Below are 13,725 nucleotides of genomic sequence, written 5' to 3'. Positions count from 1 at the left end.
ACTGATCGACCGATGTCGGCATCGCTACCCGTCAAGGCACACCAACTCACCCATCTCCAGCGCCTCGAGGCCGAATCGATCCACATCATGCGCGAGGTTGCGGCCGAGTTCCGCAATCCGGTGATGCTCTATTCGATCGGCAAGGACTCCTCGGTCATGCTGCATCTGGCGAAGAAGGCCTTCTATCCTTCGCCGCCCCCGTTCCCGCTGCTGCATGTCGACACGACCTGGAAATTCCGCGAGATGATCGCCTTCCGCGACCAGGCGGCCGAGGACGCGCGGATGGACCTCATCGTCCACACCAACCAGGAGGGCGTGAAGCAGGGTGTCACGCCGTTCACCCACGGCTCCTCGGTCTACACCAACATCATGAAGACCGACGCCTTGAAGGAAGCGCTGACCAAATACGGCTTCGACGCGGCCTTCGGCGGCGCGCGCCGCGACGAGGAGAAGAGCCGCGCGAAGGAGCGCATCTTCTCGTTCCGGACGGAAAATCACGGCTGGGACCCGAAGAACCAGCGGCCGGAACTGTGGAGCATCTACAACGCCCGCGTCCGCAAGGGCGAGTCGATCCGCGCCTTCCCGCTGTCGAACTGGACCGAACTCGACATCTGGCAGTACATCCTGAAGGAAAACATCCCGATCGTCCCCCTGTACTTCGCGGCCAAGCGCCCCGTGGTCGAGCGCGACGGCATGCTGATCATGGTCGATGACGAGCGGCTGCCGCTCGCCCCCGGCGAGACGCCGGAGATGCGGCTGATCCGCTTCCGCACCCTCGGCTGCTACCCGCTGACCGCGGCGATGGAGTCGCCGGCCGCCACGCTGCCGGAAATCGTCCATGAAATGCTGATCGCCCGGACCTCGGAGCGCTCGGGTCGCCTGATCGACCACGACGAGGCCGGATCGATGGAGAAGAAGAAGCGCGAGGGCTATTTCTGATGGACAATTTCGATCCCGCGGCCTTCGCCGAATATCTCTCGCGCCAGGAGCGCAAGGATCTCCTGCGCTTCCTCACCTGCGGCTCGGTGGACGACGGCAAGTCGACGCTGATCGGGCGACTGCTCTACGACACCAAGCTCTTGTTCGAGGACCAGCTGGCGACGCTGCAGAAGGACAGCGCCAAGCACGGCACGGTCGGCGAGGACATCGACTTCGCACTTCTCGTCGACGGGCTGGAAGCCGAGCGCGAGCAGGGCATCACCATCGACGTCGCATACCGCTTCTTCGCCACCGAAAAGCGCAAGTTCATCGTCGCCGACACCCCCGGCCACGAGCAGTACACCCGCAACATGGCGACCGGCGCCTCGAACGCCGATCTCGCGGTCATCCTGATCGACGCGAGGAAGGGCGTCCTCACCCAGACGCGGCGGCACTCCTACATCGCCTCGCTGCTCGGCATCAAGAACGTCGTCCTGGCGATCAACAAGATCGACCTCGTCGGCTATTCGCAGGACGTCTTCGAGAAGATCCTCGCCGACTACAATTCCTTCGCCCACGTCCTCGCCTTCGAGAACATCCAGCCGATCCCGATGTCGGCGCGCTTCGGTGACAACGTCACCCAGCGTGGCGCGAATCTCGACTGGTATGACGGGCCGACGCTGCTCGAACACATCGAGGCGGTCGACGTGCGCGGGGCCGAGACCGAGCGGCCGCTGCGCTTCCCGGTGCAATGGGTGAACCGTCCCAACCTCGATTTTCGCGGCTATTCCGGCACGCTCGCCTCGGGCACCGTGAGCGTCGGCGAAGAACTCGTGGTCGCGGCTTCCGGGCGCAAGAGCACGGTGAAGTCGATCGTCACCTACGACGGCGAGAAGGAGAACGCCATCGCCGGCGAGGCGGTGACCATCACGCTCACCGACGAGATCGACATCTCCCGCGGCGATCTGCTGTGCGACGCCAACCAGCGTCCGGAAGTCGCCGACCAGTTCTCGGCGCATCTCATCTGGATGCATGACGACGCGCTCGTGCCGGGCCGCCCCTATCTCTTCAAGATCGGCACCAAGACGGTGCCCGGCTCCGTCACCGAAATCAAGTACAACGTCGACGTCAACACGTTCCAGCATCTGGCTGCCAAGAAGGTCGATCTGAACGAGGTCTCGGTCGTCAACCTGTCCTTCCGCGAGCCGATCGCCTTCGACGCCTATGCCGACAATCCCGAGACCGGCGGCTTCATCGTCATCGACCGGCTGACCAATCTGACCGTCGGCGCCGGCATGATCGACTTCGCGCTCCGGCGGGCGTCGAACATCCATTGGCAGGCGGTCGATCTCGACAAGCATCGCCGCGGCGAGGCGATGGGCCAGCGCCCGGCGGCGATCTGGTTCACCGGCCTTTCCGGCGCCGGCAAGTCGACCGTCGCCAACCTCGTCGAGAAGCGCCTCTTCGCCCTCGGCAAGCACACCTATCTGCTCGACGGCGACAACATCCGCCACGGGCTCAATCGCGATCTCGGCTTCACCGAGGTGGACCGTGTGGAGAATATCCGTCGTGTCGCCGAGGCAGCGCGGCTGTTCGTCGACGCCGGCGTCATCGTGCTGTGCTCCTTCATCTCGCCCTTCCGCTCCGAGCGGCGGCTGGCGCGTGATCTGCTGGAGCCGGGCGAATTCGTCGAGGTCTTCGTCGACACGCCGCTGCACGTCGCCGAAAAGCGCGATCCGAAGGGTCTCTACAAAAAGGCGCGCGAGGGCCGGATCAAGAACTTCACCGGCATCGACAGCCCCTACGAGCCGCCCGAACGGGCCGAGATCACGCTGGCCGGCGGCATGGCCGCGCCGGAGGAACTCGCCGACCAGGTCGTCGAGTATCTGCGCGAGCAGGGGTACATCTGAGCGAAGGCGGGGCGGCGGTGCTGACCGTGCTTCGGACGGAGCGAATGCCGCCCCGCCATCCTGCCGGACATCGCCGACACACAATAAAAGATCGCAAGCGTCCTCGGCCTGCGGACATCGGCAAGGCCGTGGTGGCGACGCCTATTCTTCCTGCAGGAATTCCTTCGGATCGAACTCGTAGTTCGTCCCGCAGAATTCGCAGGTGACCTTGATGGCGCCGTCCTCGATGCTCTCCTCGATTTCCTCGGCGGAGAAATTCGACAGCACCTCGCCGATCCGCTCGCGCGAGCAGGAGCAGTCGTCGATCACCCTGTCGGCGGGAAACACCCGGACGCCGCGCTCGTGGAACAGGCGAAAGAGCAGGCGCTCGACGCCGACTTCGGGATCGGTCAGTTCCGAGGCATCGACCGTGTCGACCAGAGCCCGGACCTCGAGCCAGGCGTCGTCGAACTCGTCGCCCTCGGCATATTCCTCCGCGCCTTCCGGCAGGTCGCCGCCGGGAAGGTCGGGCATGCGCATGCGCTCGGGCGACTCCGGCAGGAACTGGGCGATCAGCCCGCCCGCCCGCCAGCTTTCGACGAAGCCGTTCTCGCCGCGTCGGGCGATCTTGGCGACGGCGAGCTTCACCGTGGTCGGGATCTGCTCGGACTGGCGGAAATAGGTCTCGGCGACGGCCTCGATGCCCTGGCCGGCGAGTTCGACGATCCCCTGATAACGCTGGGTATAGGCGCCCTGATCGACCGTCAGAGCCAGGGTGCCGTTGCCCAGAAGCGCCTCCGAACTCGTTGCGCCCGCGGTGACGGCGGCTTGAAGCGCATCCTCGTCGAAGCGGGCATAGGCCCGCACGCTCGACGGCGTCGCATAGTCGACGACGAGGAGGTCCACCGGCCCGTCGGTCTGGGTCTGGACGATGAACTTGCCCTCGAACTTCAACGAGGTGCCGAGCAGCACCGTCAGCACGATCATTTCCGCGAGCAGCCGCGACACCGGCTCGGGATAATCGTGCCGCGCCAGGATCTGGTCGAGCATCGAGCCGAGTTGCACGCCGCGGCCGCGCGCATCCAGCGCCTCGACCGCGAAGGGCACGACGGCGTCGTCGCCGACGAGATCGCTCGCCGAAAGAACGCGTTCGTTCTCAGCCATGCGCGGCACTTCCGGACGTCACCTCGCCGAAGCACCAGGCGAGGATCGACTTCTGCGCATGCAGGCGGTTCTCCGCCTCGTCGAAGACCACCGACTGCGGCCCGTCGATGACGTCGTCCGTCACCTCTTCGCCGCGATGGGCCGGCAGGCAATGCATGAACAGTGCCTCGGGCTTGGCATGGGCCATCAGCCGCTCGTTGACCTGATAGGGCATGAAGACGTTGTGGCCGCGCGCCCGGTCCTCGCGCCCCATCGACACCCAGGTGTCGGTGACGACGCAATCGGCGCCGGAAACCGCCTCGACGGGATCTTCGGTCGTCAGGATCTTCGCCCCCTCGCCCCGGGCCCAGTCGATGAAACGGCCGTCGAGGTCGGAGCCGCTCGGCGTCGCGATCCGGAGCTCGAAATCGAAGCGCGCCGAGGCCTCGGCGAAGGAGGCGAGCACGTTGTTGCCGTCGCCCGACCAGGCGAAGACCTTGCCCTTCACTGGCCCGCGCTTTTCCTCGAAGGTCATCAGGTCCGCCATGATCTGGCAGGGATGGGTGTCGTCGGTCAGGCCGTTGATCACCGGCACCGTCGCATTCTCCGCCATCTCGATCAGCCGCTCGTGCTCGGTGGTGCGGATCATGATGGCGTCGACGAAGCGCGACAGGACGCGGGCCGTGTCGGCGATCGTCTCCGAGCGGCCGAGCTGCATCTCGGCGCCGGACAGAAACAGCGTCTCGCCGCCGAGCTGGCGCATCGCGACGTCGAAGGAAACGCGCGTGCGCGTCGACGGTTTGTCGAAGATCATCGCCAGCATCTTGCCGGCGAGCGGCTTGTCGCCGCCCGGCAGGCGCTGCTTGCGTCGGCAGGCGTCGTCGATGATCGACCGGAGGTCGCCCTTCGAGACTTGCGAAAGGTCGAGGAAATGGCGCGGGTTCTCGCTCGTCGTCATCGTCATCTCATGCACTCGCGCGCTGCAGCGCCGGCGACAGCCGCGCCGCCGCGTTCTCGATCCGCTCCATGGCCGTGCGGATCTCTTCCTCGGTGAGGTTCAGCGGCGGCAACAGCCTGACGACGTTGTCGCCCGCCGGCGCGGCGAGCAGGGCTTCCTCGCGCAGCGCCGCGACCATCTCGGTGTTCGGCACGCGCATCTTCAGCCCGATCAGCAGGCCCTCGCCGCGGATCGCCTCGATCACCTCGGGATAGCGGTCGGCGAGCGAGGCGAGCGACTGCTTGAAGAGCAGCGCCTTGCGGCGGACCTCCTCGAGGAAGCCGTCTTCGAGAACCACGTCGAGCACCGCATTGGCGACCGCCATGGCCAGCGGATTGCCGCCATAGGTGGTGCCGTGGCTGCCGGGAGTCATGCCCTTGGCCGCTTCCTGCGTGGCAAGGCAGACGCCCACCGGGAAGCCGCCGCCGAGCCCCTTCGCCGAGGCGAGGATGTCCGGCGCCACGCCGGAATTCTCGTAGGCGTAGAAGCGGCCGGTGCGCCCGATGCCGGTCTGCACCTCGTCATAGATCAGCAGCAGGCCGTAGGTGTCGCAGAGTTCGCGGATCAGCTTGAGGAAGGGCGTCGGGACGCTGCGGATGCCGCCCTCGCCCTGGATCGGCTCGATCAGGATCGCGGCGACGTCGGCACCGGCCGCCGCCTTCCGCAGGGCCGCCTCGTCGCCGAACGGGAGCTGATCGAAGCCTTCGACCTTCGGACCGAAGCCTTCCAGATATTTCGCCTGACCGCCCGCCGCGATCGTCGCCAGCGTCCGCCCGTGAAAGGCGCCCTCGAAGGTGAGGATGCGGTAGCGCTCCGGCTGGCCGGAGACGTAGTGGTAGCGCCGCGCGGTCTTGATCGCGCATTCCAGGGCCTCTGCCCCGGAATTGGCGAAGAACGCCTTGTCGGCGAAGCTGTTGGCGGTCAACCGCTCCGCCAGCCGGCGCTGGCCGGGGATCTCGAAGAGGTTGGAAGTGTGCCACAGCTTCTCGGCCTGGTCCTTCAGTGCCGCGACGAGATGCGGATGGGCATGGCCGAGAACGTTGACCGCGACACCGCCGGACAGGTCCATGAAGCGTCGGCCGTCTCGCGTCTCCACCCAAACGCCCTCGCCGCGCTCGAAGGCGAGCGGCGCGCGCTGATAGGTCTGGTAGAGAGGAGACGGATCGATCGGCTGTTTGTCCATGGTGTGTCAACTCTTCTTGGAGCGCCGTGCCGCGAGGCTGACGGGCGATGCCCCTGAAAACGTCAAAGCCTGCCGACAGGGCAGGCTTCGCATGCGTTTCCGATGTCTCGGATGCGCTCCTATAACATGCCCCCTGGCGCGTTGCGAGGCAAGAGCCTCGAATTTGCGGCATGGACGGCCCGCAGCCCCACACGGGACGCTGGTTTTACCGCGCGCAATACCCATATTGGCTGGGGAAAAACATCGGAAGCGTCGTTTCCTTGCCATGCGACTCTTGTCAGCGAGTCGGGCGATACGGTAAATTCCGTGCTTAGATACTAGACTTCGAGCGGCGGACCTAGTTTCACCCTACATCTTGTGTCCCCATCCGCGCATTGGCTTGCGCGGGAGGGTGTTGGATTCCGGGCGCCGCTTCCGTGAAGAAGGAGCAAGCCAATGGGTTGGACGGACGAACGCGTGGAGATGCTGCGCCGACTCTGGTCCGAAGGCCACAGCGCCAGCCAGATCGCCGAGAAGCTCGGCGGCGTCAGCCGCAATGCGGTCATCGGCAAGGTGCATCGCCTGAAGCTGGAATCCCGTGCAAAGTCGGCGCCGGAAGAAAAGCCCGTCGTCGCCGCGGTTCCCGAGCCGCAAGTCGCCGCGGCCCCGCGCGTCGTCGCCTCGCAGGTCATGGCCGCCCAGGTCATCCAGACCAGCCGGCCCGTCGCCCGGACCATGGGCGCGACGGCGCTGAAGGTCGAGGTCGAGGACGAGATCGAGGAAAAGGTCGAACCGGTCGCGCGCAAGGGCGCCGAAGTGGTTCCGATGATGCGCAAGCTGTCGCTGGTGCAGCTCACCGAGCGGACCTGCAAGTGGCCGATCGGCGATCCGCTGTCGCCGGACTTCCACTTCTGCGGCGATCATTCCGGCGAGGGTACGCCCTACTGCTCCTTCCACGCCAAGCTCGCCTTTCAGGCGGTGACGGAGCGGCGGCGCGTCCGCTGAGGCGAGCTGCCGAATTTTTGCGGCTTCCACCGAAAGCCCGGGGCAGACGATGCCACGGGCTTTTCGTTTGTTCGTCCGACGGCATGGTCGTCGCCGGCAGGCCGGCGAGCTCCGCCATGAGGGAACACGCCATGACCGACCCGTCGATCTTCGCCAACGCCCGCATCGTCCTCGACGACACGATCGTCGAAGGGGCCGTCGCGGTCGAGGACGGCCGCATCGCCGAGATCCTTCCATCGCGATCGACCGGCGGCGAGGACATGGGCGGCGACTATCTCATGCCCGGGCTCGTCGAACTCCACACCGACCAGATCGAGGGGCACCTCAACCCGCGCTCCGGCGTCGTCTGGAACGCGATGGCGGCTGTGCAGGCCCATGACGGCCAGGTGGCGACGTCGGGTATCACCACGGTCTTCGACGCGGCGCGCGTCGGCTCCGACGAAAACACCCGCACGGGTGCCGAAGACGTCGCAACTCTCGTCGCGACGATTGAACGGGCGACGGCCGAAGGGCGCTTGCGTGCCGAGCACTTCGTCCACCTGCGCTGCGAGGTTTCGGCCGACGACGTGGTCGAGGGTTTCGATCTCCTGAAGGATCATCCGCGGCTGAAGCTCGTCTCGCTGATGGATCATGCGCCCGGCCAGCGCCAGTTCCACGATCTGGCTGCCCTCAGGGCCTATCTGACGGACAAGTTCAAGATGAGCGAGGCCGATTTCGAGGCCTTCGCCCGCACCCGCATCGCCCAGTCGGAGAAAAACGCCGGCCCACACCGCCGGGCGATCGCGGCCGAATGCTTGGCGCGCGGCATCGCGCTCGCATCGCATGACGACGCGACGATCGCCCATGTCGAGGAATCGATCGCGCTCGGCACGAAGATCTCGGAGTTTCCGACCACGATCGCCGCGGCCGAAGCCTCGCGCGCCGCCGGCATGAAGGTTCTGATGGGCGCGCCGAACGTCGTACGCGGCCGTTCGCATTCGGGCAACATCTCGGCGATCGACCTCATGCGCGCCGGGCTGCTCGACGTGCTTTCCTCGGACTACGTGCCGTTCAGCCTGATCCAGGCGGTGTTCGCCTTGGCCGAAGGCGGAAAGGTGCCGCTGCCGGCTGCCGTGAGGCTTGCCACCGCCAATCCCGCTGCGGCCGTCGGCCTGACCGACCGCGGCATCGTCGCCGCGGGCATGCGGGCCGATCTGATCCGGGTGGCGCATGCGCCCGGTGAGCCACCGGTGGTCCGCGCCGTATGGCGGCAAGGACGGCGGGTGGGGTGAACGGCCGCTGTATGGTTTGGGCGGCAGCAGCCGGATTGCGTCAGGCCGGGTCCCGATAGCTCAGAAACCGCCCCTCCCGTACGTCGAAGATCTTCCCGGTCTCGGTGACGTCGTCAAAAGCGAGCGGCAGGATCTTCGCGGCCACTTCGCGGGCCGTCGGCAGGTTCTTGGGGTCTTCGCCGGGCATCGCCTCGGCGCGCATGCGGGTGCGGGTGGCGCCCGGATTGACGGCGTTGACGCGCAAGGGCGTGTTCATCGTCTCGTTGGCCCAGGAGCGGACCATCGCCTCGCAGGCCGCCTTCGTCGCCGCATAGAGCGACCAGTAGGCCTTGGCCGAATGGGCCGCGCCCGAGGACATGACGATCGCCCTGCCGGCGTCAGCGGCCTTGAGCAGCGGATCGACCGAGCGGATCAGCCGCCAGGTCGAGGTGACGTTGACGGTCATGGTCTTTTCGAAGACCTTCGCCTCGATGTGGCCGATCGGCGAGAGGACGCCGAGAAGACCGGCATTCGCCACCAGGACGTCGAGCTTGCCCCAGCGCTGCTTGATTGCCCCGCCGAGACGGTCGATGCCGCCCATGTCGGTGAGGTCGAGGGGAACGAGGGTGGCCGAGCCGCCCGCCGACTTGATCTCGTCGTCGAGTTCCTCCAGCCCGCCGACGGTGCGCGCCAGCGCGATCACATGGGCGCCTTCGGCCGCCATCTGCTTGGCGATCTGATAGCCGATGCCGCGCGAAGCGCCGGTCACCAGCGCAGTCTTGCCTTCGAGCCGTCCGGCCATCGGCATCTCCTCCCCTTTCGTCCTCTTTGCCTTCAGCCGGCCCCGCCGAGCAGCGACAGCTGACGGACGTTGTCCGCCCCGTCCTGATCGGTCAGCGAGGTCGGATAGTCGCCGGTGAAGCAGGCATCGCAGAACTGCGGCGAGATCTTCGAGCGCTCCGTCTCGCCGCAGGCCCGGTAGAGCCCGTCGATCGACAGGAAGGCGAGCGAATCCACCTGGATGAATTCCGCCATCTCGTCGATGGTCATGCGCGAGGCGAGGAGCTTGGCCTTTTCCGGCGTGTCGACGCCGTAGAAGCACGAGGCCGAGGTCGGCGGCGAGGCGATCCGCATGTGCACCTCCCGGGCGCCGGCCTCGCGAACCATCTGCACGATCTTCTGGCTGGTGGTGCCGCGCACGATCGAGTCGTCGACGAGGACGACGCGCTTGCCCTCGATCATCATCCGGTTGGCGTTGTGCTTCAGCTTCACGCCCATGTGGCGGATCGAATCCGTCGGCTGGATGAAGGTGCGCCCGACATAGTGGTTGCGGATGATGCCGAGTTCGAAGGGAAGCACCGCCTCCTGGGCGTAGCCGATCGCCGCCGGCACGCCGGAATCGGGCACCGGCACGACGACGTCGGCATCGACATGGCTCTCGCGGGCGAGCTCCATCCCGATCTTCTTGCGGATGTCGTAGACGTTGCGGCCCTCGACGTTGGAGTCCGGCCGGGCGAAATAGACGTATTCGAAAATGCAGAAGCGTGGCCGGCGCGACTGGAACGGAAAGACGCTCTCGACGCCGCTCTCGGTGACGACGACCATCTCGCCGGGCTCGACGTCGCGGACGAACTCCGCCCCTATGATGTCGAGCGCGCAGGTTTCCGAGGCGAGGATGACCGAGCCCTCGAGCTCGCCGAGGACGAGCGGCCGGATGCCGAGGGGATCGCGCACGCCGATCATCGAACTGGCCGAGAGGCCCACCAGCGAAAAGGCGCCTTCGAGCCGCGACAGCGCGTCGATCAGCTTGTCGACGAAGGCCCGCGCCCCGCTGGTCGCGACGAGATGCAGGATCGTCTCGGTGTCCGAGGTCGAGGAGAAGATCGAGCCGCGCCGCTGCAACTCGCGCTGCACCGTCATGGCGTTGGTGATGTTGCCGTTGTGGGCGACGGCGAAGCCGCCGGCCGACAGCTCGGCGAAGAACGGCTGGACGTTTCTGAGGCCGCCGCCGCCGGTGGTGGCGTAGCGGGTGTGGCCGATCGCCGAGGTGCCGGGCAAACGTTCCAGCACCTGCGGCTTGGTGAAGGTGTCGCCGATCAGTCCCGCGTGGCGCTCGACGTGGAACTGGGCGCCGTCGTGGGAAACGATGCCGGCCGCTTCCTGGCCTCGATGTTGGAGGGCATGCAGCCCGAGCGTCACCACGGCGGCGGCGTCCGCCCGCTCGAAAATGCCGAAAACGCCGCATTCTTCATGCAGCGTGTCGTCGCCGAACGGCGTCTCGTCCATGTCTATCCGCGTTCCGCTGGCTGGTGTGATGGGAGAGATATAGGGACTCTCGTCGCAGAGCGCGAGTCGTGCGTCGGGGGCGCAGCGTTCGCCGCACCCCTCTTGCCGCCGGCACCGACGCGAAAGCGCGTCAATTCGTCGGTCCCTCGTCGACGTCCGGGGCGGGACTGGCCGGCTCCGAGCCCTGGATGGCGCCGTCGATCGTCGTCGGCTCCTCGCCCGCCGGCGCCTGTCCCTCCGCCGGCTCGCCGCCTTCCTTCAGATTGTCGATCTGATCCATGATCAGGCCCTCCGGATTTTCCGGGAGCGCGGCGACGAGCTGCTTTCCGAGGTCGTCGAGATAGGGCTTGGAGGCGGCGTTGGCGATCCATTCCGGCTGGTTCTCTGGCGCCAGCCAGTTGAAGAACAGCATGGCGACGACGACCAGAAGCAGGCCCCGCACCGCGCCGAACAGAAAGCCGAGCACCCGGTCGAGCGCGCCGATGCGGCTGTCGATGATGAAATCGGCGATTCTGAGCGTGATGAAGGAGACGATGATCAGCGTGACGATGAAGATCGCCGCCGCCGAGGCCGCCATCGCCACCGTGCGCGAGGAGATGTACTGCTCGGCATAGGGCGTCAGCTCGCCGTAGAACAGGAAGGCGACGACGGCCGCGACCGCCCAGGCGACGATCGACAGAACCTCGCGCGAGAAACCGCGCACCATCGCAAGCAGGGCCGAAACCAGCATGATCGCAACGAGACTGGCGTCGAGCAGTGTGAGTGACATCGTAGAGACTTCCAGGGTCGAGGGGTCGGCGGCGGCCCGTCGCGGCCGAACACCCCATTACCGTTTTACGGCATGATTTTCACTAAAAGATTCGCGGGGCGTTCAAGCCTCTTCGCCGGAGCCGTGAATCGAGCCTCCGGCCGCGACCTTGGCGACGAGATCTGGCAGCGCTTCCACCGCCTCCACCCGCATGCCGTGGGATTTCGGCAGATCTGCGGTCGAGTCCGGCAGGACGGAGCGGGAGAAGCCGAGCTTTTCGGCCTCCTTCAGCCGCTGCGCCGCATGGGCGACGGGGCGCACGGCGCCGGACAGGCTGACCTCGCCGAAATAGACGCAGTCGGACGGCAGCGGCGCGCCGGACAGCGACGAGACGAGCGCCGCCGCGACGGCGAGATCGGCCGCCGGCTCGGAGATGCGGAATCCGCCGGCGACGTTGAGATAGACGTCGTGCTGGCCGAGCCGGACGCCGCAATGGGCGTCGAGCACGGCGAGCACCATGGCGAGCCGCGGCTGGTCCCAGCCGACGACGGCGCGGCGCGGCGTGCCCAGCGCCGAGGGGGCGACGAGGGCCTGGATCTCGACCAGAACGGGCCGTGTGCCCTCCATGCCGGCGAAGACCGCCGCGCCCGGCGACTTGGCGTTGCGCTCGCCGAGAAACAGTTCGGACGGGTTGGCGACTTCCCTGAGGCCCTCTCCGCCCATCTCGAAGACGCCGATCTCGTCGGTCGGGCCGAAGCGGTTCTTCACGGTTCTGAGGATACGGAAATGATGGCCGCCCTCGCCTTCGAAATAGAGCACCGCATCGACCATGTGCTCGACGACGCGGGGGCCGGCGATCTGGCCGTCCTTGGTGACGTGGCCGACGAGGATGACGGCGGCACCGGAGGACTTGGCGTATTTCACCAGCGCCTGCACGCCGGCTCGCACCTGCGTCACCGTGCCGGGCGCCGATTCGGCGAAGTCGGACCACAGCGTCTGGATCGAATCGATGATCAGGAGGTCGGGACGCTTGGCTTCGGCCAGCGTCGCCAGGATGTCTTCGACATTGGTCTCGGCCATCAACTGGACGTCGGTATCGGCCGCCTGCAGCCGCTGCGCCCTGAGCCGCACCTGCGCCACCGCCTCCTCGCCGGAGACGTAGACGACCGAACTGCCCCGCCGCGCCAGCGCCGCCGCCGCCTGCATCAAAAGCGTCGACTTGCCGATGCCGGGATCGCCGCCGATGAGGATCGCCGAGCCGCGCACGATGCCTCCGCCCGTCGCCCGGTCGAGCTCGGCGATACCGGAGACGATCCGCGGCGCCTCCTCGATCTCACCCGAAAGAGGCAAGAGTGCCGACGGGCGCCCCTTGCGCCTAGCCCCCCGTTGCGGCCCGCCGCCGATGCCACCCGAGGCGTTCTCCTCGACGATGGTGTTCCACTCGCCGCAGGCGTCGCACTTTCCCTGCCAGCGCGTATAGACCGCGCCGCAGGCCTGGCAGATGAAGGTGAGCTTGGGTTTGGGCATGAAATTCCCTGGGCAGCTCCGAAGCGGCATGATCGAGACCGCTCCGAGTCGGCACGACCATGGGCCGACGAGCGACCACGATACATAGACTTCATCAGGAGCGGCATGACCACGATGGACGGCACTTTGACGGATGGCATCATCATGCTCGCGATCGGGGCCTATCTCGTCGCGATCAATTGCGCCGCCTATTTGGCCTTCCTGTTCGACAAGAGACGGGCGCGTCAAGGCGGATGGCGAATTTCCGAACAACGGCTCCTTAGCCTGGCGCTAATGGGAGGCAGTGTCGGCGCGATTGCCGGCCAAAAGCTGCTCCGTCACAAGACCAACAAGGAACCCTTTCGAACCCAGTTGCTCCTGATTGCAGTGCTCCACGGCATCATCGTCGTGGCGATAGCCGCAACCCTCATCGTCTCTGGACCTCACCTCGCCGTCGAATGGTTCAGAACCATCTCGAGCGGAGCATGAGGCGGGTCGGTAGCAACGGTTCCCGTTGAGCTGATCAACGGAGCATGCGTCGCCTCAAGGCCCCGTTTGCCGGAGATAGGGCGGGTTTCACCACAAGGCGCCCAGACAAGGACGCCACCGATAAGGAATCAGGTAGGTCTGAACCGGTTTCGCCCAAACTCGCAGCGGCGATGGGCAAGGGTCGCGACTCAACGCTTCTTCAGGCGTTGTCCGTGAAGAAGGCTCCCTAAGCGGCGGCGGCGGTTTGGCGGGTGCCGAATAGGCTGATGATCGCGGCCTGGATGAAGGCGACAAAAAGCTTCAGCCAGGCGAGGATGCGGCGGAAGTTGTAG

General features: G+C 66.4%; 12 protein-coding genes. 5 read left to right on the top strand and 7 right to left on the bottom strand.

The annotated features are described in order from the left end of the window. Window positions 1-12 precede the first annotated feature (12 nt). Window positions 13-939 carry a sulfate adenylyltransferase subunit CysD gene (gene cysD / locus LZD57_RS00060; RefSeq protein ID WP_233717073.1) on the top strand — a complete coding sequence of 309 codons (927 nt, stop codon included), beginning with the start codon at window positions 13-15 and terminating at the stop codon, window positions 937-939. Beyond that, a complete protein-coding gene (gene cysN, locus LZD57_RS00055) occupies window positions 939-2,828 on the top strand; it encodes a sulfate adenylyltransferase subunit CysN (RefSeq protein ID WP_233717072.1) in 1,890 nt (629 codons plus the stop codon). Before cysD ends, cysN begins: the two co-directional genes overlap by 1 nt. A 141-nt stretch (window positions 2,829-2,969) precedes the next feature. Here cysN and LZD57_RS00050 read toward each other — a convergent pair whose 3' ends face one another. The 3 genes from LZD57_RS00050 to LZD57_RS00040 are packed head-to-tail and all read right to left on the bottom strand — an operon-like array spanning window position 2,970 to window position 6,130. Further along, window positions 2,970-3,971 carry an Hsp33 family molecular chaperone gene (locus tag LZD57_RS00050; protein ID WP_233717071.1) on the bottom strand — a complete coding sequence of 334 codons (1,002 nt, stop codon included), beginning with the start codon at window positions 3,969-3,971 and terminating at the stop codon, window positions 2,970-2,972. Next, on the bottom strand, window positions 3,964-4,914 hold the full coding sequence (gene argF / locus LZD57_RS00045; RefSeq protein ID WP_420844701.1) for an ornithine carbamoyltransferase: 951 nt from the start codon (window positions 4,912-4,914) through the stop codon (window positions 3,964-3,966). Before argF ends, LZD57_RS00050 begins: the two co-directional genes overlap by 8 nt. Before the next feature lies 1 nt (window position 4,915). Continuing rightward, window positions 4,916-6,130: an aspartate aminotransferase family protein gene (locus tag LZD57_RS00040; protein ID WP_233717070.1), complete on the bottom strand. Its 1,215-nt coding sequence runs from the start codon at window positions 6,128-6,130 to the stop codon at window positions 4,916-4,918. Window positions 6,131-6,565: 435 nt separating this feature from the next. On the opposite strand from LZD57_RS00040, the gene LZD57_RS00035 reads away from it, so the two are divergent. Continuing rightward, complete coding sequence (locus LZD57_RS00035) at window positions 6,566-7,114, top strand: GcrA family cell cycle regulator (RefSeq protein ID WP_233717069.1); 549 nt, start codon at window positions 6,566-6,568, stop codon at window positions 7,112-7,114. 131 nt (window positions 7,115-7,245) lie between these two features. Continuing rightward, window positions 7,246-8,385: an alpha-D-ribose 1-methylphosphonate 5-triphosphate diphosphatase gene (locus tag LZD57_RS00030; RefSeq protein WP_233717068.1), complete on the top strand. Its 1,140-nt coding sequence runs from the start codon at window positions 7,246-7,248 to the stop codon at window positions 8,383-8,385. Window positions 8,386-8,425: 40 nt separating this feature from the next. On the opposite strand, the gene LZD57_RS00025 is transcribed toward LZD57_RS00030, so the two are convergent. The 4 genes from LZD57_RS00025 to radA form a co-directional block, all read right to left on the bottom strand. Continuing rightward, window positions 8,426-9,166, bottom strand: a complete 741-nt coding sequence (locus tag LZD57_RS00025; RefSeq protein WP_233717067.1) for an SDR family NAD(P)-dependent oxidoreductase — start codon at window positions 9,164-9,166, stop codon at window positions 8,426-8,428. Window positions 9,167-9,198: 32 nt separating this feature from the next. Next, a complete protein-coding gene (gene purF, locus LZD57_RS00020) occupies window positions 9,199-10,650 on the bottom strand; it encodes an amidophosphoribosyltransferase (protein ID WP_233717066.1) in 1,452 nt (483 codons plus the stop codon). Between the two features lie 130 nt (window positions 10,651-10,780). Next, window positions 10,781-11,419 carry a CvpA family protein gene (locus tag LZD57_RS00015; RefSeq protein WP_233717065.1) on the bottom strand — a complete coding sequence of 213 codons (639 nt, stop codon included), beginning with the start codon at window positions 11,417-11,419 and terminating at the stop codon, window positions 10,781-10,783. 102 nt (window positions 11,420-11,521) lie between these two features. Then, window positions 11,522-12,925 carry a DNA repair protein RadA gene (gene radA / locus LZD57_RS00010; protein ID WP_233717064.1) on the bottom strand — a complete coding sequence of 468 codons (1,404 nt, stop codon included), beginning with the start codon at window positions 12,923-12,925 and terminating at the stop codon, window positions 11,522-11,524. A gap of 105 nt (window positions 12,926-13,030) precedes the next feature. On the opposite strand from radA, the gene LZD57_RS00005 reads away from it, so the two are divergent. Continuing rightward, complete coding sequence (locus LZD57_RS00005; RefSeq protein ID WP_233717063.1) at window positions 13,031-13,393, top strand: DUF1294 domain-containing protein; 363 nt, start codon at window positions 13,031-13,033, stop codon at window positions 13,391-13,393. Window positions 13,394-13,725: the final 332 nt, after the last annotated feature.

This window comes from Jiella avicenniae, from assembly GCF_021390325.1.
Lineage (GTDB): Bacteria > Pseudomonadota > Alphaproteobacteria > Rhizobiales > Rhizobiaceae > Jiella > Jiella avicenniae.
The sequence above is the reverse complement of the archived record's forward strand: the minus strand, read 5'-3'. Positions and strand labels throughout refer to the sequence as shown.

What these genes read in the sequence shown, in the direction of transcription:
- cysD (WP_233717073.1), top strand. Translation starts at nt 13, where the DNA reads ATGTCGGCATCGCTACCCGTCAAGGCACACCAACTCACCCATCTCCAG.
- cysN (WP_233717072.1), top strand. Translation starts at nt 939, where the DNA reads ATGGACAATTTCGATCCCGCGGCCTTCGCCGAATATCTCTCGCGCCAG.
- LZD57_RS00050 (WP_233717071.1), bottom strand. Translation starts at nt 3,971, where the DNA reads ATGGCTGAGAACGAACGCGTTCTTTCGGCGAGCGATCTCGTCGGCGAC.
- argF (WP_420844701.1), bottom strand. Translation starts at nt 4,914, where the DNA reads ATGACGATGACGACGAGCGAGAACCCGCGCCATTTCCTCGACCTTTCG.
- LZD57_RS00040 (WP_233717070.1), bottom strand. Translation starts at nt 6,130, where the DNA reads ATGGACAAACAGCCGATCGATCCGTCTCCTCTCTACCAGACCTATCAG.
- LZD57_RS00035 (WP_233717069.1), top strand. Translation starts at nt 6,566, where the DNA reads ATGGGTTGGACGGACGAACGCGTGGAGATGCTGCGCCGACTCTGGTCC.
- LZD57_RS00030 (WP_233717068.1), top strand. Translation starts at nt 7,246, where the DNA reads ATGACCGACCCGTCGATCTTCGCCAACGCCCGCATCGTCCTCGACGAC.
- LZD57_RS00025 (WP_233717067.1), bottom strand. Translation starts at nt 9,166, where the DNA reads ATGGCCGGACGGCTCGAAGGCAAGACTGCGCTGGTGACCGGCGCTTCG.
- purF (WP_233717066.1), bottom strand. Translation starts at nt 10,650, where the DNA reads ATGGACGAGACGCCGTTCGGCGACGACACGCTGCATGAAGAATGCGGC.
- LZD57_RS00015 (WP_233717065.1), bottom strand. Translation starts at nt 11,419, where the DNA reads ATGTCACTCACACTGCTCGACGCCAGTCTCGTTGCGATCATGCTGGTT.
- radA (WP_233717064.1), bottom strand. Translation starts at nt 12,925, where the DNA reads ATGCCCAAACCCAAGCTCACCTTCATCTGCCAGGCCTGCGGCGCGGTC.
- LZD57_RS00005 (WP_233717063.1), top strand. Translation starts at nt 13,031, where the DNA reads ATGACCACGATGGACGGCACTTTGACGGATGGCATCATCATGCTCGCG.